Origin of the sequence: Actinoplanes cyaneus (genome assembly GCF_016862095.1) — a bacterium.
GTDB lineage: Bacteria > Actinomycetota > Actinomycetes > Mycobacteriales > Micromonosporaceae > Actinoplanes > Actinoplanes cyaneus.
This window is the reverse complement of record NZ_BOMH01000030.1, coordinates 32121-51358: the sequence shown is the minus strand read 5'-3', so window position 1 is coordinate 51358 and position 19238 is coordinate 32121. Positions and strand designations below refer to the sequence as shown.

10 protein-coding genes are annotated in these 19238 nt (G+C 71.9%); 9 read left to right on the top strand and 1 reads right to left on the bottom strand.

Annotated elements, in window-relative coordinates:
* The 3 genes from Acy02nite_RS19875 to Acy02nite_RS19865 are packed head-to-tail and all read left to right on the top strand — an operon-like array spanning nucleotide 1 to nucleotide 6774.
* The gene (locus Acy02nite_RS19875) at nucleotides 1-1875 is read left to right on the top strand and encodes a VMAP-C domain-containing protein (RefSeq protein ID WP_203742631.1); all 1875 of its coding nucleotides are present in this window, start codon (nucleotides 1-3) and stop codon (nucleotides 1873-1875) included.
* Entirely contained in the window at nucleotides 1868-2863 is a 996-nt protein-coding gene (locus Acy02nite_RS19870; protein WP_239175031.1) for an AAA family ATPase, read from the top strand. The genes Acy02nite_RS19875 and Acy02nite_RS19870 overlap by 8 nt, the downstream gene beginning before the upstream one ends.
* Complete coding sequence (locus Acy02nite_RS19865) at nucleotides 2860-6774, top strand: SAV_2336 N-terminal domain-related protein (RefSeq protein ID WP_203742630.1); 3915 nt, start codon at nucleotides 2860-2862, stop codon at nucleotides 6772-6774. The genes Acy02nite_RS19870 and Acy02nite_RS19865 overlap by 4 nt, the downstream gene beginning before the upstream one ends.
* Nucleotides 6775-6779: 5 nt before the next feature.
* Here the strand turns inward: Acy02nite_RS19865 and Acy02nite_RS19860 are convergent, their stop codons facing one another.
* Nucleotides 6780-11582: a pentapeptide repeat-containing protein gene (locus Acy02nite_RS19860; protein WP_203742629.1), complete on the bottom strand. Its 4803-nt coding sequence runs from the start codon at nucleotides 11580-11582 to the stop codon at nucleotides 6780-6782.
* A 448-nt stretch (nucleotides 11583-12030) separates the two neighbouring features.
* Here Acy02nite_RS19860 and Acy02nite_RS19855 point away from each other — a divergent pair, with 448 nt between their 5' ends.
* From Acy02nite_RS19855 to menC, 6 genes are all read left to right on the top strand, one after another.
* Nucleotides 12031-13878, top strand: coding sequence for an SCO2524 family protein (locus Acy02nite_RS19855; RefSeq protein ID WP_203742628.1), 1848 nt, complete (start codon nucleotides 12031-12033; stop codon nucleotides 13876-13878).
* A 1-nt stretch (nucleotide 13879) separates the two neighbouring features.
* Nucleotides 13880-14809 (top strand): SCO2523 family variant P-loop protein, encoded by a 930-nt coding sequence (locus Acy02nite_RS19850; protein WP_203742627.1) that lies wholly within the window; start codon nucleotides 13880-13882, stop codon nucleotides 14807-14809.
* A complete protein-coding gene (locus tag Acy02nite_RS19845; RefSeq protein WP_203742626.1) occupies nucleotides 14806-15834 on the top strand; it encodes an SCO2522 family protein in 1029 nt (342 codons plus the stop codon). Before Acy02nite_RS19850 ends, Acy02nite_RS19845 begins: the two co-directional genes overlap by 4 nt.
* Nucleotides 15818-16765 (top strand): SCO2521 family protein, encoded by a 948-nt coding sequence (locus Acy02nite_RS19840; RefSeq protein ID WP_203742625.1) that lies wholly within the window; start codon nucleotides 15818-15820, stop codon nucleotides 16763-16765. The genes Acy02nite_RS19845 and Acy02nite_RS19840 overlap by 17 nt, the downstream gene beginning before the upstream one ends.
* A gap of 295 nt (nucleotides 16766-17060) precedes the next feature.
* Complete coding sequence (locus tag Acy02nite_RS19835) at nucleotides 17061-17894, top strand: GNAT family N-acetyltransferase (protein WP_203742624.1); 834 nt, start codon at nucleotides 17061-17063, stop codon at nucleotides 17892-17894.
* The gene (gene menC / locus Acy02nite_RS19830) at nucleotides 17891-19030 is read left to right on the top strand and encodes an o-succinylbenzoate synthase (RefSeq protein WP_203742623.1); all 1140 of its coding nucleotides are present in this window, start codon (nucleotides 17891-17893) and stop codon (nucleotides 19028-19030) included. The genes Acy02nite_RS19835 and menC overlap by 4 nt, the downstream gene beginning before the upstream one ends.
* The last annotated feature ends 208 nt before the right edge of the window (nucleotides 19031-19238 follow it).

Below are 19238 nucleotides of genomic sequence, written 5' to 3'. Positions count from 1 at the left end.
GTGTCCGGTCCCACGGTCGTCGACCAGCTCACCGACCACCTGCGCAAGTGCCTGGTCCTGATCTCCGAGCCGGTGGGCGGCAGCGGGTTCTTCATCGCGCCGAACATGATCGTGACCTGCGCGCACGTGGCAGGCGGGCCGGGCAGCCGGGTCACGGTCCGGTGGCGTGGGCAGGAACTGCGCGGACTCGTCAGGTGGGGTTCGGCACCGGGCCCGGGGCACGAGATCTCGCCGTACCCGGATGTGGCGGTCGTCGAGGTCGAGCTGCCGGAGGGCAGCCAGCAGCCGGTGGTGTGGCTCGACGACCACCGGCCGGCGTCGAGTGCGGACTTCGTCGCGCTCGGGCACGCCGACGTGTTCGGGAGGTCGCCCGAGCGGACCACCGGCCGGTACACGCACGGCGGGGAGTACGCGAAGATGATCAGGCTCGTCGGCGACACGGTCGAATCCGGGATGTCGGGCGGCCCGGTGCTGAACATCGAGACCGGCGGCATCTGCGGGATCACCAAGGCGGCCCGGCAGGTGGGTCAGATGTCCGGGGGCGTGGCCGTCCTGATCCGGGCGTTGCGCCTGATCATGCCGGCTGAGGCGTACCGCGCTCTTCGCCGGGGCCACGAGGCGCACCACCGCCGCAATCACGCGTGGTTCCGTGCGGCCGGCAATGGCACGATCGAGGTCCGGCGCGAGTCTCACCTGCGGGAACTCCTCGCCCAGCTGCCACCGATGGGGGACGACGAATACCTGGCGGACTATCGGAGGGTCGCCGGGGACCCGGCCGCCGAGCCGTCGCATCCGCTGCTCGATCACGGTGACGTGGTCGCCGAGCTGGCCGAACTGGCGCGGCCGTCGGACGGGCTGCCGCCCGTCATGGCGTACACGATGCTCCGCGCCCGGTCGGCGCGCGACTCGCTGGCCGAGCAACTCGTCCAGTGGGCGATGATGACCGCGCAGACCTCCGAGGACTGGGAACGGGTGCAGGTCACCCGGTCCGGCGCCGCGACCGCCCCGGCCGCCGGGCTGTCGTCGGTGCTGGTCCACGTGCGTCCGCTGGGCTCGAACCAGCAGCGCTACCGGTGCGAGATCTGGAAGCACGACGGCGTCGCGGTGGCCGCGCTCGACCTCGGGGGACCGGATTTCTCGGCCGGCGAGCTCTGGGCACATCTGCGGGAACACCTGCCCCGTCTGGCCCGGCGCACGTCCGGCGCCCGGGCGCCGATGATCGAGCTGGTGCTGCCGATCGAGCTGCTCGACGAGGCGGTCGAGCACTGGCCGCGACCAGGCCGGCGAACCGTCTCGGTGCTCGGGCTGAACAACCCGGTGGTGGTCCGCGCGGTGGAGAGGTTCGAGCTGGACCCGGCGGAGCCGGACGACGAGGAGGTGCTCGCCAACTGGCAGGAGCGCTGGGACGCGCTGGCCGGTGAGCTGATCGGCGTCGACGCGCCCACCCTGAAGACCGTGGCCTGCGAGGACCGGCTCGACAAGGAGAAGCTGCAGGCCGAGATCGCGCAGAACCGCAGCCTCGGCACGTTGGTACTGCCGGACACCCCCCAGCGGTGGGCCCGGCTGCGCACGGCGCTCGACATCGGCCTGGACAGCGGGATCCCGATCATGCTGTGGCGCCGCAAGGGCTGCGGCGGTGAGACCGGGGTGGACCACACCGGGTGCGCCGGCTCGGAACTGGGCGAGGCGGTCGCGAGGGCGCTTCTCGGGGTGCGGCGCGACGACGTACCCGAGCAGATCCTGCAGATGCGGCAACTCGCGGCCGCCGAGAAGGGGCCGGAGTGCGGGAACGACGTCGTCCTGTTCTGGGACGACCCGGGGCGCCGGGTGAACCGGGCGCTCATGACGCCACCGAGGGGGGACGCGGGTGGGTGAGTTCCGGATCTACCGGGGCACGGGGGAGGTGGACACCGGAGGTGAGCGGATCCTCCGGCGGGCCGGCGCGCCGCCGTGGCGGGAGTTCGACGGCGGGCCCGTCACCGGGTTCGAGCGGGACGCGCCGGTCGGACGGCGGCTACCGGACCGGGCCCGGGTGGCGCCCTACCAGCCCGACGAGAAAACCGTCCGGATGGTCAACGTGGCGCTGCACCTGCGCCGCCCGCTGCTCGTCACCGGCGACCCGGGCACCGGCAAGTCGACGCTCGCCTACGCCGTCGCGCACGAGCTGATGCTCGGCGGCGTGCTGCGCTGGCCGATCACCAGCCGGTCGACGCTGCTTTCCGGTCTCTACACCTACGACGCGGTCGGCCGGATCGAGGAGGCCAGCCTGCGACCGGGCCAGGAGCCGGACATCGGCCGATTCCTGCGGCTCGGCCCGCTCGGCACCGCGTTCGCGCCCTACGAGCTGCCCCGCGTGCTGCTCATCGACGAGATCGACAAGGGGGACATCGATCTGCCGAACGAACTGCTCGACATCTTCGAGGTGGGCGAGTACCGCATCCCCGAGCTGGAACGCGTCGCCGACCGCACGCCGCTGGTGCGGGTCCGCCCGGCCGACGACGGTGAACGGGTGGGTGTCGAGGGCGGCCGGGTGCGCTGCCGGGAGTTCCCGTTCGTGGTCCTGACCAGCAACGGCGAGCGCGAGTTCCCGCCCGCGTTCCTGCGGCGCTGCGTCCGGCTGGAGCTCGACGCGCCGGACGAGCCCCGGTTGCGGGCCATCGTCGAGGCGCACCTGGGCCCCACGACGATGGCCGCCGCGAACGCGCTGATCGCCGAGTTCATGACCCTGCGCGCCACTTCCGCACTCGCCACCGATCAGGTGCTCAACGCCGCGTACCTGTTGCATGTCGCCGGGGGCGAGGGCCAGCCGGATCGCGACGAGTTGGTCAAGGTGGTGTTGCGCGAGCTGAGCGGGCCGGCGTGACCGCTCCGATCGATCGGTGGCTGGCGATCCTGCGAGCAGCCGGGATGGATCTGACCCCGGCCGAGGCCGCCGAAGCCCTCTGGCTGGCCATGCAGGTCGAGCTGTCCCCCGCGGCATCCGAGGCGGACGGTCCGGCGCCCGCCGGGCCGCTGTCCGGGGAGTCCGGCGCCCCGGACGGGCGCGTCGACCTCCGGCTGCCCGTGCCCCCCGTGCCCCCCGTGCCGGACCGGGAGGCGGAGCCGCCCGCCGTGGTGACCACGGCGGACGGGACGCAGGAGCACGTCACCTTCGCGGGCGCCGCGGGCCGGCCGCTGCGTGTGCCCACGGCACGGGCCCTGCCGCACAGCGGCCGCACGATGTACGCGCTGCGCCCGCTGAAACGCCGGTTGCCCTCCACCCGTCAGGTCGTCATCGACGAGGGGGCCACCGCCCGGCAGATCGCCGAACGCGGGATCTGGACCCCGGTCTGGCGGCCCGCGCCGGAGCGCTGGCTGCACCTCACCCTGCTGCTCGACGACAGCTCGGTCCCCGGCATCTGGCACCAGCTCGGCCGGGAGGTGAGCGTCCTGCTGGAACGGCTGGGCGCGTTCCGGACGATGCGGGTGCTGCACCTCGGGCTCGACGCCGCCGGGAGGCCCGGGGTGGTCCGGCCCGCCGGCGCCCGGCCGTCGCTGAAACGGCTCGCCGAACGGCCCGGCGACCACCTTCTCCTGGTGCTCAGCGACGGTATCGGTGAACCCTGGCACGACGGGCGGATGTCCGGGCTGCTCGCCCTCTGGAGCCGGCGCGCGAGCGTGGCGATCCTGCAGCCGCTGCCCGAGCGGCTCTGGTCACGCACCGGGCTGGCGCCGCGGGCCGGCCGGCTGTTCGCGCCGCGGGCCGGGGCGCCGGCATCGGCGTACACCTTCCGACCGGTCATGCGGCGGCGCAGGCCGGCCGGCGGCAGCGTGCCGGTGCCGATCCTGGAGATCGATCCGCGCTGGCTGAGCACGTGGTCACGGCTGGTCGCGGGTCGGGCGCCGGGTGGGATCGACGCGGTGGTGACGCCTGCCGGGGCGGCGCCGCGCACCCGCCGGCCGGTGCAGCAGGCTCCCGGTCTGCCGGCCGCTCGGCGGGTGCGCGACTTCCGCGCCGGTGCATCGCCCGAGGCGGCCGATCTGGCTCGCTACCTGTCGGTCGTGAGGCCGCTCAACCTCGCCGTGATGCGGCTGCTGCAAGCCGTGATGCTGCCCGGCTCGGGGCTGGCGCACCTGTCCGAGGTGCTCTGCGGAGGCCTGCTGAAACCGATCTCGGAGTTGTCCGGCCGGTCCGCTGACGAGCAGCACTTCACGTTCCTGCCCGGCGTGCGGCACGCCCTGCGGGCGCACGGGGAGACGGACGATCCGAGCCGGGTCTACGAGGAGGTCTCCGCCTACCTCGAACGGCATCCGGAGCGGACCGGTGTGCTGTTCACCGCGCTGGCCACGATGCCGGTGGACGAGCCGGGCGAAACCGGTGCGGCCGAGCCCTTCGCGAGCATCGGCACCGACGTGCTGCGACGGTTCATCAGCGGCCTGAACGGCGGTGGGCGGCCGCTGGGCCCGACCCGGAACCGGCTGACCATCCTGCACCTGCGCGAACCGGTGTCTGACGCCGATCTGCCCGAGGGCGTCGCGCCGGACCTGATCGTCGTCACCGGCAGCGTCGCCCGCCGTGCCACCTCGCCCGAGTACCGGACCGCGTACGAGCGGCTCGCGGAACTGAGCGCCGGGCTGGAGCTGCCGCCCGGGCGGATCGTCGTGACACCCGGGCTCACCGACGTCAACGAGGGACTGTGCCTGGCGTACTTCCTCGAGCGGAGCGCGGACGGGCTCGAGCCGATCCCGCCGTACTGGCCGAAGTGGGAGCCGTTCGCGGCGATGACCAAGAACCTGCCCGGCGGCAGCGCGTTCCAGCCACACCAACCCTGGCAGATGTACGAGATCCCGAAGCTGCGCACTGTCGTGGCCGCGCTCAACTCCACCGTCCCGGTCAGCCACCTGCCGGGCGAACGCGATGCTGGCGGCCTCGGCGAGGCTCAGCTGACCTGGTTCGCCGACCGGTTGCGCGACTACGAGGACCGCGGCTGGCTCCGGATCGGCGTCGTCCACCACGACACCGCGGAGCTGGCCGTGCTCGCCCCGCACCTGGACGTGGTGCTGCACGGGCAGGGCGGCGGGGTGCGGGAGCTCGGCCTGACCGGGGTGCCGGCGATCGGGACGCCGGACCGGGCGCAGGTGGTCGACCTGCGTCCGGGGGCGTTGCGGGTGGGTGGGGTGACGCACGAGTTCGGGAACCACTGGTGGCTCGCCGAGGAAGGCCCGCCACCGCCTCCGAAGGCCGCCGACAACCCCACCGACCCGTCCCGGACCGACCTGCTGGCCCGGGTGGCCCAGGCGTACCGGCTCCGCCACCCGGACGTGCCGCTGGTGGAGCGCCGCTGGCAGTCGTCGCCCGACGGTTACCTGGTCGCCTCGCCCGGCGCCGAACGGCACTGCATCGGAGTCTTCGACGGTGAGCCCACGGCCGGCCTCGTCGAGCGTTTCCGGGACGAGGTGGTCCGGCGGGAGGGGCGGGTCCGGGACGCCACGCTGGTCTGCCGCGTGATGCCGGTCGACCCGGCGGTCCGGGACCGCGGGGCGGACCGCGGCATCCGGGTGATCGACTTCGCCGACTTCCAGCTCGGCGACGACCTGCTGCGGTTCGCCGAGGCGCAGGCGGCCCGGCTCGGCGACGACCCGGCCTTCACGCCTGGCCTCTACGTTCCGCCGCTCTACACGCTGCGCCCGGAGACGCCGGGCGACGGCGACCTGCTGGAACTCGTCCGCAGCAGGCTCGCCGAGGCCACCGGCGGGTTCGTCTGGCTCACCGGCGCCGGCGGCACGGGCAAGACCTTCCTGCTTCGGGAACTGGCCCGGCGCATGCACGCCGGCCACGATCCGCTGTTGCCGGTCCTGATCGACCTCCGGAGCTTCGAGCAGGCGTACAGCCTGGACGAGCTGGTGGCGATCCAGTTCTTCCGGCACGGCCTGCGCCGGTTCAACCTGGACGAGTTCCGTTACCTGCGGCGCGAGGGACGCGTGGTGCTGCTCCTCGACGGTCTGCAGGAACAGGTCGCCCGGGCGCTGGACGCCGTGCTGCGCGTCGCCGGGGAGCACACGGCCATCGTCGTCGCGAGCCGCGGGCCGGACCTCCCGGCCGTCGCCCTCGACGCGGACCCCCTGGTCGTGCGCCTGACCGGCTTCGACGACGCACGCATCGCCGACTTCCTGACCCGGCGGCTCGGCTCGCGGCGGCGAGCGGAGGCCCGGCGGAACCTGCTCGGGCGGATCGACGGGCTGGTGGGCATGGTCGGCAACCCGCGGCTGCTGGCCCTGCTGGCCGGTGTCCCGCAGGACCGGCTGCGGGCCGCAACCGACGTTCCGGCCCTCTACCGGGAGATGGTGGGCGAATGGCTGGAACAACCGGGTGACCGTGATCCGTCGTCGCAACGGTGGCAGGCGGTGACCCTGCTGGCCCGCCGGCTGTGGGAGACCGGTGAGCGGGCGCTCGGCGCCGACGTCCTGGGTTCGACGGCCGACGTGCTGGCCCGGCTCGCCGGTCCCGGTGCGCCCCTGCTCCGGGATCCGGACCGCCGTTTCCGTTTCGCCGACCCGTCGGTTCTGGGGTGGCTGGTCGCGCGGGAGATCGCCGGCCGCCTGGAGCTCGGCCCGCGCTCGGGCGGGCTGCGCGTCCTGCTCGGCAGGGAGCTGTCCCCGCTGATGGTGGAGTTCCTCGCCGACCTCGCCGGCCGTGACCGGGTCCGCGCCTGGGCGGCCGAGGCGCTCGCCGACCCGGAGTCACCCGAGGAGATCCGGGCGGCGGCCCGGCGGATGCTCGACCACCCTGTCTGACCCGCTCACCAGAGCCGGTCACCGGGCCGCGCGGGTCTCAGATCCGGCACGTACGGATCGAGGTCGCCCGGATCGAAGCGGCACATGCCCATGGCGTACCAGTACTCGTCGCCCGGCCGCCCGCGCAGGACGTACCGCTGGTCGTGGAAGAGGACCACGGATCCCTTGTCGGCCAGCGGGACGAGGACCGCGTGGGGCGTGGATCGGCCGGTCTCCCAGATCCGGACGGCCTGATCCCCGCCGGCGACCGCCAGCCGCTGCCCGTCGGGGGTGTAGCTCAGCGAGCGGATCCACCCGGGCTGACCGGTCAGGGTGTCGGTCGGCCGCCCGGTCGCGGTGTCCCAGATCCGGATCGTGCCGTCGGTCCCGCCGCTGGCCAGGTGCCCGCCGTCCGGTGAGTAGGCGATGGCGGTCACCACGCCCTCGTGCCCGGTGAGGATCAGCGGTGGATCGTCGACCGTGCTGTGCAGCCGGATCACCCCATCCTCGTCCGCGCTGGCCATCTGGCGGCCGTTCGGGGAGAAGGCGATCGCCCGGACCGTGCTGGTGTGCCCGGCCCGGCTCTGCCGTTTGCCGGTGGGCAGGGGCCAGATCCGGATGGTCCCGTTGGTGCCGCCGCCGACGACGAACCGCCCGTCCGGGGTGAAGGCCACCGCCCAGAACCCGAGAGCGGTGACGGTGCCGTCCTGGCCGGCGAAGATGCGGGGCGCGTCCTTGCCGGTGACGTCCCACAGCCGTACGGTGCCGTCGGCGCCCGCGCTGGCCAGGTGGCGGCCGTCCGGGTCGAACGCGATGGAGTGCACGGCGCCCCGGTGACCGGTCAGCGGCGGCTCGGACTCGCCGGTGCCGACGTTCCAGATCCGGATGCCCCCGTCCGCGCCGGCGGTGGCGAGCTGGTGGCCGTCGCGGGTGGCGGCGATGGCGGTGACGGCCGGGTCCGCGACGGCCGGCTCGGTGAGGACGCGAGGTGGGGTCCCGGCGGCCGGCTGCCACAGCCGTACCGAGCCGTCGCCGGCGCCGACCGCCATCCACGGGTCGTCCGCCCGGCCCGCGAAGCAGAGCGCCCGGGCGTCACCCCCGGCGGGGCGCAGGATCCGTTCCGGCTGCCGGTCGTCGGTGTCCCAGATCCGGACGGTACGGTCGCTGCTCGCGCTCGCCAGATGCTCCCCGTCCGGGTAGTAGGCGAGGGAGTGCACCGGACCGGCGTGCCGGCCGGTCAGCGGTGGCAGCGGCCGGCCGGCCAGGCTGTCCCAGACCCAGATCACACCCTCGTCGCCGGCGCTGGCCAGCCGGCGTCCGTCCGGGTGGAACGCGACGGCGTGGATGCACTGGGTGTGCCCGGTCAGCCGGTGCATGACGGCCTCGGCCCCGACGTCCCAGACCAGCACCTGGCGATCGTCGCCGACGCTGGCGATCCGGTCCCCGGCCGGCGCCCAGGCGACCGCGTGCACCTGACCCGTGTGCCCGGTCAGGAGCTGCGCGGCCCGGCCGGTGGCGGTGTCCCAGATCCGGACTGCCTCGTCGTCCCCCGCGCTGGCCAGGTGCCCGCCGAGCGGGTTGTAGGCGAGCGCGCGGATCCGCCCGCCGTGCCCGGCCAGCGTATGCACGGCCTGACCGGTGGCGGTGTCCCAGATCCGGATGATCTCGTCGTCGCCGGCGCTCGCCAGTTGCTGCCCGTCCGGGCTGAAGGCGAGCGCGCGGATCCGCCCCATGTGCCCGGCGAGCGCGTAGACCGGTCGGCCGGACGTGGTGTCCCAGACCCGCACGGTCTCGTCCTCCCCGGCGCTGGCCAGGAACCGGTCGTCGGGGGTGAGCGCGAGCGCCCACAGCGCCCTGGTGTGACCCGGCAGCGTCCGCAGCATCCGCAACGGCCGGCGGTGCAGCGCGTCCCAGATCCGGATCATGCCGTCCGCGCCGGCGCCGGCGAGCAGCTTCATGCCGGGGACCACCGCGACCGCGTGGATCACGGCGGACGACGCGATCTGCGGCTCCGGGCCGCCGGCCGACGGTAGCGCCGCGCCGAGCGTGTCGGCCTCGCTCAGCGCCTCCGCGTCCAGGCCCTGGGCCGCGACCAGGGCGGCCCGCCGCAGCCGGGTGCCGGCCAGGACGGCGTCGGTCATCTCGGAGCCGAGCAACCGGGCGCCGCTGAGGTCGGCGCCGGTGAGATCGGCCCCGCGCAGCGTGGCCCGGTCCAGCCGGGCGTCGGTGAGGTTGGCGCCGGTGAGCGTGGCGCCGGTGAGGTCGGCGCCGATCAGGCTGGCGCCGGTGAGGTCGGCGTCGCTGAGGTCGGCGCCGGCCAGGAAGCGAGCGGACAGGTCCTGACCGGTCAGGTCCGAGCCGGCCATGTTGAACGGCGACGACGACCGGGTCACGCCGAGGAACCGCAGCACCTCGACCGCGTTGCGCCCGACGACGCGCGAGGTGGGCCGCCCGGCCAGGATCCCCTCGGCCCACTCCCGCATGACGTCCCGGCCGGCCAGCCCGCACAGGAACTCGATCATCAGGGACGACCATCGGTGGCCGACCAGACCGGTCGCGGCGATGCTCTCGCCGACCAGGTGGTTGGCGATCAGCCATTCACGGACCGAGTCGTGCACGAAGGTGAACCGATGATCGCCGACCCGGACCAGGAGCGTGCTGGAGCCGAGCACGTGGGCGCTCTCCTGCGGCTCCAGGGTGGCGGCGTCGCCCACGGTGGCGGTGGTCAGCCGGGACAGGTGGTCCGCCGCGTCGCCGAGGTCCTCCAGGCTCAGGCTTCCGTCGGGCTGGTCCCACAGGCGCAGGGCCAGATGCGTGACGGCCTCCAGGAGGACGGCCTCGCTCGGCGCGTCCGGGCCGAGGCGTTCCAGCCGGTGCGCCTCGTAGGCCAGCCACTTGTCCAGGACCTGCCGGTACAGGTCGGCCGCGGTGATCGGGCCGCCGGCGTTGCTGGCCAGGCTGAGCCGGTCCTCGCCGAGGTCGGTGATGAACGCGAGCATCCGCGGGTTGCGGGAGAGCGGCAGCAGTCTGCGCACCCGGTGCAGCAGGTCGAAGCGGGTCTGCGCGCCCTCGGGATCGCGCAGCTGGTTGGTGAGATAGGCGACGATCTGTTCGTCGTCGAAGTTGGCCAGCCGGACCACCTGGCGGTCCGTGCCGAGCTGCGCGCCGAGCGCGGTCAGCACGTCGGTGTCGGTCAGGAAGTGCTGGTCACGGCTGGTGACGACCACCTTCGCCCGGTCCTCGGCGGCCTGCACGATGGTGTCCAGGTGGTTGGTCGCCCGGTCGTAGCTCACCCGGGTGGCGAGCTCGTCGAAGCCGTCGAAGAGCAGCGTGACCCGGCCCTCGCGGCGCAGGTAGCGGAAGACGTCCAGGTCGAACTTGCGCTGGCCCTGCCGGGCGAGCTGCACCGCCACGAGCTCGTCCAGGCTGTACGCCTTCTCGAAGCCACGGAGGTCGATGAGGACCGGCACGGTCGAGGCGTCGTCCTCGGCCATCCGCCGCGCCAGTTCCTTGAGCAGGAACGTCTTGCCGTGCCCGAACGTGCCCAGGACCACGACCAGGCGGCCGTTGGAGGTGCGGACCCAGTCGCGCAGCCAGGTGAGCAGATCGGTGGCGGGCCGGGCCTCGGACGGCGCGAACGACGGTGGCAGGAACTCGGTGAAACGCTGCGGCACGTAGAGGTCCGACCGGTAGACCTGGTCGTGGGTCAGCTCGGCCGCCTGGTTGCGGGCGAAGAGCGCGAGATCCGGGCCGACCTGGTAATCGGGGAAGGTGATGAGCTCGACGTCGTGGGTCCTGGCGAAGGCGTGGACCTCCGGGCCGGCGGCGTCGCCGGAGTGCACGAGATGGGCGATGCCGGTGCGGAAACGGGCCAGCACCTCCACGAACCACTCGATGTCGGCCCGCGACGGCGTGCCCGCGCACACCCCGACCGGGTACTGCTCCGCCGGCCCCAGATCACCGCGGTTGCGGTCGGGTGAAACCCGCAGGTACGCGAGGTGGTCCGAGTTCTGCCGGTGGACCGGCACGATCTCGGCGCCCTTGTTGCGCAGGGTGCACACCTCGGCCACCTGCGCGGTGAGCCGCCGCATGGCTGGTGGTGGCTCGGGCCGGCGCGGGCGGGGGATCGGCCGGCGCGGATAGGGGTGCGGCAGACGGATCGGCTCGGCACCGGGCGCGGTGCGGACGGTCTCCGGCCGTGCCTCGATGAGCTGCCAGGCCGGTCCGCTGCCGAGGATCGGGACGCCGGCGTCGCCGAGCCGGGACAGGAGGGGCTCACCGGCCTGCCCGTGCAGCACCACATCCAGATGCGGGCCCAGCATCTCGGCGAACCGGCCCGCGTCGGAGATGGCGCCCGGCCCCTCGGGCCGGTGGTGGATCACCCCGATCCGCAGCCAGTCGCGGCGATCGGCGGTGTCCAGCTGGTTGGCGAACCAGTCGATCTGGGTGTCGCCGAGACAGCCGTGCTCGTCCTGCTCCAGGTGGGTCAGCGCCATCGTGGAGTTGAAGCCGGCGACCACGACCCGCAGGGCGGGGAATTCGGTGAGGGACCACGGCTGGTCCTTGGGCAACTCCGCGCCGTGGAACCGGCGGAGCATCGTGGAGAACGGCTGCCATTTCTCCCAGTACGGCGGGACCGCCTTCTCCTCATTGGACTCGCGTCGCATGAAGTAGGCGTGGCACATGCCGCGGTTGACGTCACGGGTGCCGGGGACGAGAACGATGCGCCGGCTCTCGATCCCGAGGGCGTCCCGGAGTGCGCTCAGGAACTGATGAGCGGCCTCGTATTCGCCGGTCGTCGCGCGTTCGGCGAGATCACCGGAGATCATTATCAGATCGGGCGGCGCCGGTGCCCCGGCCGAAGAGAGATCATTGAGCAAATCGTCGACGAGACCGCGGATCTCATGCTGCGAGCGCGTTCCCGCTTCGGGGGAACGCACGGCGGCCGGAAAGTCCCGGCAGTGCAGGATCATGATCGGTGACGTGGCGTAAACCGGCGTTCTCCCAACTTGCGGGAGCCCTCTCCTGAGGTCGAAGGCCTTCGGAGCGATCTCGGATGACCATGCGAGTCACGAGACTAGCAAGCATTGATGATCCATTGCAGGGGTTTCCCTGATACGGATTAACGTGACTAATGTCCACAATGTTCGGGGTCCCCGGCGGGGCGGTGAGAGGATATGCTACGCCGCAGAAGATCGGTGATTCCTGAGGTGTCGCGCGACTTTGGCCGGTCGCAAAGCACATTTACCAGGGCGAATGAACGGTGGTTGCCGACCGATGAGACTCCAGCCGCGCCAGGAATTGCTGTCAGTGTGGAAGTCGATATCACGCTGGTGCGGCCCGGCCCGGTCCTTCAACTGGGCCGACCGCGGCGGGCGGAATTCGATCAGCGACGCCGAGTTGCTGCTGTGCCTGTTGCTGCCACCGCAGCGGCTGACCGAGATCCGCTTCGACCGGCCGGACACCACCCAGTCCGACGTGCTGCAGGCGCTCGGATCGTTCGGCGGGCCGGTCGACATCCCGCAGCGGGTGGTCGAGCTCATCGGGAGCTACCTCGCGACGTACACCGATCCCAAGACCCAGCTTCCGGTGTTCGCCGGTGGCAACTATCTCACCACCGCGCCCGACGACCACCGTGAGCCGACCGAGGAGCAGCTCGAGCTCGAGGTGGTGGACGCGTTCGCCACCTCGGTGGTGCTCTGCAGCGCGGTGATCCGGTTCCTCCGCGACTACCGCGGGCAGGTTCAGCGCAGGGGTTATCTGGACGAGATCGCGCGGGTCGAGGGGGAGACCCAGAAACGGCTCACCGCGGCGATGGCCGGCCTGCAGCGCAGCTTCACCATCAGCGTGTTCGACGCGGACAGTCCGCAGGGCAGGGTGCTGCGGGAGACGTCGTTCCCAGGCTCGGACTACTCCGGCGACCTTGTCGGCCGGATCCGGCGTTCGCTGCGGCCGGTCATGGCCGGTCTGCGCGAGCTGGGAACCTTCAACGACCAGGTCGACGACCTGCTGGACAACCGAGGGGACAAGCTGTTCGAGTGCGGATGGTCCTGGGGCGTGGTGCAGGGCGCGCCCGAGGTGAAGACCTCCATCGGCACCTTCAACGCGCCGGGCCCCGCCGAGCCGGCGCCGTATCTCTACTTCACCGTGGTTGCGATCGACGGCATCCGGGACCTGTTCTCCCAGGAGACCAGGCTGGCGGGCCTGCTCAACGAGGAGCAGCAGTCATTGGCCCGCGTCCTGCAGTTGCAGTGGGACCTGGCCCAGCGGTACTGGTCGGCCGTCGCCACCCTCGGCGATCAGCGATGGCCGGTCGAGGAGCTGCCCTGGCGGACCACCGACGAGGAGGAGAGCGACTACTACAGCCTCCTGGTCGTCTCCCTGGTCCGGCATGCGCTCGCCGACCGCGGCGCACCCGACGCCGACCTCGCCCGGATCACCAACGTCCTGTCCGATCTGGCCGACCGCGGCCGGATCCGGCGGCGCCCGCTGGCCGACGACCCCGCGCTCCAGATGCACCAGCCGGGCCGGTGGGTCACGCTCGTCGGCGCGGACCAGGTGGGGGCGGACTCCCCGCCGATCGGCTGGCGGCTCGGCGAGCTGTCCAGCCTGCTCCTCGGCCGCGTGCTCGCGATCGCGGCGCAGGTCAACAACCCGCAGCAGGAGGCCCGTCTGGTGGGGCTGGCCGACGACATCTGGCGGCATCTGCACCAGCGCCGCCTGGGTGACGACACCCCCGGCGCCGGCCTTTGGGACGACCCCAGCAGCGTCTACCCGACCCTGCCCCGCCGGGACAAGCCCAGCTGGTACCACACCACCCGGGTCGTGCAGTGCATGAGCACCGCCGCGGAGTACATCCAGCGTGAATCCCCACCCGGCTCCCGATTGTCCGAATATGCGGCTGACCTCCTCGGCGAGGCCGAGCGGGTCTTCGACAAGGAGCAACTGCGCAACTCCAGCGGCGGCGGCCCCGCTCTGCGCGACAGCCTCACCAAGCAGGGCATCGGCATCCGCCGCGCCCGTCAGTTGATGGCGACCCGGCCGGGCAGCGCCGTCGCGATCCTCCACGCGGTCCTGCGCGAGCTGGACAAGCTCGCCGCGGCCCGGGAAGCGGCTGGGGACTAGGGTGCTGGTCTTCGCGGCCTCCGACAAGGGCGGTACGGGGAGGTCGGTCACGAGTTGCAACGTCGTGTACCGCAGCGCCCTCTCCGGCTCCGACGTCTGCTACCTGGACTTCGACTTCGGGTCCCCGACCGCCGGATCGATCTTCCAGATCAACGATGTCACCCGGGGCGTCCGGCGTGGCGGTATGCACTCCTACCTGCTGGAACCGGACATTCAGACGACCGGCGAGCCGCACCGCATCGACGTGTGGACCCAGTCGTCACGGGCCAGTCTGCGGCAGCGGCCACCCGGCTCCGGCAAGCTGATGCTCTTCCCCGGCGATCAGGACGGCGGCGAGTTCGGGCCGGACAAGGAGGCGCTGCGCCGCTGCGTGCACCTGCTCCAGGCGCTGGACGAGGAGTTCGACATGTGCCTCATCGATCTGAGCGCCGGACGGTCGTACGCGACGCAATTGGTTCTCGAGGCGACAGCGGATCCCGCCCTTCGTGGCGTGGCGGCCCGCTGGCTGGTCTTCCACCGGTGGACCCGGCAGCACATCCCGGCCGCGGCGGGGCTCGTCTACGGCAAGGACGGGATTCTCGACGTCGGGGTGCGGGCCGGCCACGACAAGGACGAGTTGCAGGCGGCGATCAAGTTCGTCCGGACCGCTGTGGTCGACCCGGACTCGATCGAGCTGAGCGGTCTGCGCCCGGCGCAGGTCGCCTGGCTGCGTGACTGCGACGAGGATCTGGGTCAGCTCGCCGCGAAACACCAGGTGGGCCGCCGGGCGATGCTGGGCGAGGTCCCGCTCGACCCGGTGCTGCAGTGGCGCGAGCAGCTGATCTCCGACAACGATGTGGTGGCGCGGGACATCGCCAACAACGCGACAGTGGACGCGTTCGACGACCTAGCCCGCAAGCTCGCGGCAGACGAGGAGTGGGCCAGCCTATGAGAGACGGCACCGGATTCTCCGAGTCCACCGCTGACACCCGGGTGGAGAAGACGCCGCTGTCCCACCTGTCGGTCGAGCTGGGCCACTTCTACGCCCCGGACCTGGAGCTGGACGAGCACTTCTTCATCGAGCACTTCCGGCGGATCGGCGTGTGGTTCGCCGCCGCCCGGTCCGCCGCCGAGAACGCGAACCTGCGAGCCCCGCGGATCAGCACGTGCGTCCTCATCGACGACTATTTCGGACTGCCGGAGCCTCCCGTGGCCCTGATCCCGAAACTCGTGGCGGCGGCCCGCAAGGCAGGACTCGAGATCGATTATCTGGTACGGGAATCGGGCTGCGCCAACAACGTGGCCGGCGTCGCCCGCAACCCGGCGGAGCCGGAGACCGGGCCGCCCGGGCTCTCCCTCGCCGAGCTGGTCGAGGCACGTCTGGTGGAGGATCCGCCCCCGAACACGACCGCGGCCCGGCCGCCGGTGAGCCACACGGGCTGGCTCTGCAACGGGCAGCGGTCACCGGCGACCGAGACGCACGAGGCGATGAAACGGCCCACGGCGTGGCGTCCGCCGGCCGAGAACGCCGCGGTCAACCACTCGATCTTCGCCGACATCGAGCTGTGGCGGGAGGAGGCCGACGGCCGGCTCTGGTCGTGCGCGATGCTGGCGGCCGTGTGGCAGTTGCTGCGGCTGGGACTGCTGCGCGACAACGGGCGTTCGGTCGCGGTGCCGCACCCACCGCCGCCGGACCTGCCGGACAACTGGTCGGCGCTCCCGATGGTCCTGCGGATCAACGATCGGGCGGCGCCGTTCAACGCGTACCGGGCGATGACCGTCTGCGCCCCGCTGTTCCTGCCCATCGAGAACGCCGTGCGGACGATCCTGCAGCAGGTGGCGGTGGACCCGGCCGTGCTCGGCCAGGTCAGCGATCGGGCCAAGGGGGAGGGGATCTCGCTGCCGCTGGAAGTGGTGGACCGGATCGAGTACCTGTTCGTCGACACCGGGCCGGTGCGCGGTGCTGATCCTGGGTGAGGTTCTGACCGCGGCGCTGCGCCACTCCGGTGGCATGCCCCGCGACCGCGTCGAGGACGCACTGGGGCTGCTGGCCGGCGAGCGGGTGAGGACGTTCGAGCGGCCGATCAGTTACGCGGTGAGCCCGAAGACCTACACCGGCGTGGACTGCCGCATCGTCGCCCGCTCGGGCGCCAAGGTGCGGGGTGTCGGCACGCTCATGGGCCGGGCCTGCCTGACCGGCGGCCGGGTGCTGCAGAGCTCCGCGGTGACCCGGATCGAGCCGGTCGCCGGTGGTTTCCGGCAGCCCTGGTCGCACTACCTCGCGCGTCTCGGGATGGTGGAGGCGCTGGGCCGGCCCGACCTGCCCGGGACGGCGGATGCCCACCTCCTCGCAGACCGGTCGTCGTCGATGATGGGCATGGGCGCGCTCTGCGTCCGCCTGCTCACCGGGATCCAGGGCTCCCCGGTGCTGGACCGCAAGCCGCCGGTGCGGGCCCGCCGGACGGTGCTGCGCTGGGCGGCGACGATCAAGGACGGCGCCGAGGACGTGAAGTGGCACTTCGCCGTCCGGGAGGACGGCCTGCGCACGGTCCGGCTGGAGCTGGGCCCCGCGCAGATCGACGACATCGTGAATCTGTGTGAAGATCTTGCGCTGCACGACTGGTTGCTGACTGCGCTGATGTCCATCATCGAGCAGAGTCAGATCGGTGTGGAACAGCCCGCGCAGAGCGTCGTCAAACTTCGGCCCGCCGTCGATCACCTGCTCCATCTCTGGATGCCGGCGGCCCGGCTCGACGGGTTCGCCCTGTCGGTCTGGGAGGGACTCGAGAGCCGGCCCGGCCTGTCCCGGCAGTGGGACGCGTCGGTGCGCCGGGTCCGGGATCAGATGGCGATGGCGGCGGCGTTGGTCAACAATCGGCCGCCGGAACGCAAGCAGCTCTTCGGCTGAGCTCTGCCGGACACGAACGGATTACCTCGTGGCCGCGAGTGACCACCACTGTCCCGGTCCTCCTGGATCATCGCCATCGGTGCCACGCGCTGCGGTTTTATAGCGGTCCGTGCATAACGCAGACTTGGCGCGTTTCTGGCCGTTACGGCGGGTAAGCTTGTTGGACACACCATTAAGTGGGTAGGGTCCGCTTCTGTTTCGCGAGAAATGCCAAGCGGGCGTGGATCATGGGCCCGGAATTGCGGCTGGACGCGAAACTTTTTCATGTTCAGTGGCTTGGGAAACGGCGGGTGACGTGTTGCATACCGGAAGCGCCGTAACCGACCAGGTGCGGCATGCCGCGCCCGGCTGGGATGCCGACGTGGAGATGCTGCGGACCGCGGGGCAACTCGAGGCCGCCGCGCAGTTGTTGTGGAACGTGTGGGGAGCGCGGACCGAGGCCGAGCGCACCGAGGTGATCAGCACCAGCCTGTTACGGACGCTGTTCCACACCGGCAACTACGTCGCCGGGGCGTACGTGCACGGCGAGCTGGTCGGCTGCGCCGTCGGCCTGTTCGGCTCACTCGCGTCCAACGGCCGTCCGGACCACCTGCATTCGTCCATCGCGGGCGTGGTGCGTGCGAAGAGTAACCGCGGTGTCGGTTACGCCATGAAGCGGCATCAGCGGCAATGGGCACTGGAGCGGGGTCTGAAGTCGATCCGGTGGACGTTCGACCCCCTGGTGTCCCGCAACGCGTATTTCAATCTGTGCAAGCTGGGCGCCACCGTCGCGTCGTACGAGACGGATTATTACGGCAAGCTCAAGGACGGCGTCAACAACGGCCAGGACACCGACCGGCTGCTCGTCAACTGGGACCTGTGCGACAACTGGGTCGAGCGCGCGATGACCGGCGAGCTCGGGCAGAAACGGCGGCACGCCCTCACCCCCGCGGAGTCCGAGGTGATCGAGATCCCGGACGACATCGCCCAGCTCCGCGAGGATGATCCACTCCGCGCCGAGGTCGAGCGGGACAAGGTCCGTGAGCACTTCCGGTCCCTGCTGTCACGCGACTACCGCGTGGTGGGTATGGACAAGGGTAAGAACTATGTCCTGCTTCCCGTCGGCGTAGAAGCGGGGTACGACGAATGAGGATCGCGCGAATCCGGCTGCACTGGGTGCGATTACCACTCGTGACGCCGTTCCGGACGTCCGTTTACACGGAGTTCGACCGCGAGGCCCTCCTGGTCAGCGTCCACACCACGGACGGCGTGGTCGGCTGGGGCGAGTGTGTCGCGATGGCCGAGCCGGTCTACTCGCCGGAATACCTCGAAGGCTGCGTGCGGGTCCTGCGTGAGCGGCTCATCCCGCTGGTCGAGCGGCTCGTCGAAGTGACCGCCGAGAACGCCCGGGCCGCGTTCACCGCCGTCGACGGAAACCCGAACGCCAAAGCCGTCCTCGAGATGGCGATCCTCGACGCGCAGCTCCGCCGGAAGGGGATGTCGCTCGCCGGGTACCTCGGCGCGACCCGCACCTCCGTGCCGGCCGGCGTCTCCCTCGGCATCATGACCCGCGACGAACTGCGGGAGGCTGCCGATCATTTCTGGAACCGCGAGCACTACCGGCGGATCAAGCTCAAGATCAAGCCCGGGTGGGACGAGGAACCCGTCCGCCTCGTCCGGGAGTTCCTCGGCCCCCACGCCGCCCTCCAGGTCGACGCGAACGGCGCCTACACGCTCGACGACGCCGGCCACCTCGCCCGGCTCGACGACTGCGACCTGGTGATGATCGAGCAGCCGCTCGACGCTGACGACGTCGACGGGCACGCCTTGCTCGCCCGGCGCCTCAAGACCCGGATCTGCCTGGACGAGCCGATCGTCTCCGCGGCGACCGCGGCGCACGCGATCGACGCCGGCGCGGCCGCCATCATCAACATCAAACCCGGCCGGGTCGGGGGTTACCTCGAGGCGCGCGACATCCACGACGCCTGCGGCGCGCGGGGCGTGCCGGTCTGGGTCGGCGGCATGCTGGAGACCGGCATCGGGCGGGCGGCCAACGTCGCCCTCGCCGCCATGGAGCACTTCACGCTGGTCGGCGACCTTTCCGGGTCGGAGCGCTTCTACAAGCAGGACATCACGCCGCCGATCGTGGTGCGGGACGGTCACATCGCGGTCCCGGCCGGGCCGGGCATCGGCATCGAGCCCGACGAGGCGGCCCTCGGCGAGGCGACCGAACGGACCGAGTGGATCGATCTCGCCGCCGGGGTCGTGACCGGTCGCGCCCGCTGACCACGACCGCACCGCGGCTCCGGGTTTCTAACCCGGACCAGATCACCACCATTTCCCGTACGCGGTGAGCCGCGCGTCCGATCTGTCACTGGCCGGGGCCGTCCGCGTGTTGCCGGGCTCGTCCGGTGGGGGTGTCCGCGCGCTGCCAGGCCTGTCCGGTGGGGTTTCCGCGCGCTGCCGGGTCCGTCCGGCCGGGTCCGCCGCCCGC

Coding starts and splice junctions, on each gene's coding strand:
- Acy02nite_RS19860 (WP_203742629.1), bottom strand. CDS start 11,582: ATGATCTCCGGTGATCTCGCCGAACGCGCGACGACCGGCGAATACGAG.
- Acy02nite_RS19845 (WP_203742626.1), top strand. CDS start 14,806: ATGAGAGACGGCACCGGATTCTCCGAGTCCACCGCTGACACCCGGGTG.
- menC (WP_203742623.1), top strand. CDS start 17,891: ATGAGGATCGCGCGAATCCGGCTGCACTGGGTGCGATTACCACTCGTG.
- Acy02nite_RS19855 (WP_203742628.1), top strand. CDS start 12,031: ATGAGACTCCAGCCGCGCCAGGAATTGCTGTCAGTGTGGAAGTCGATA.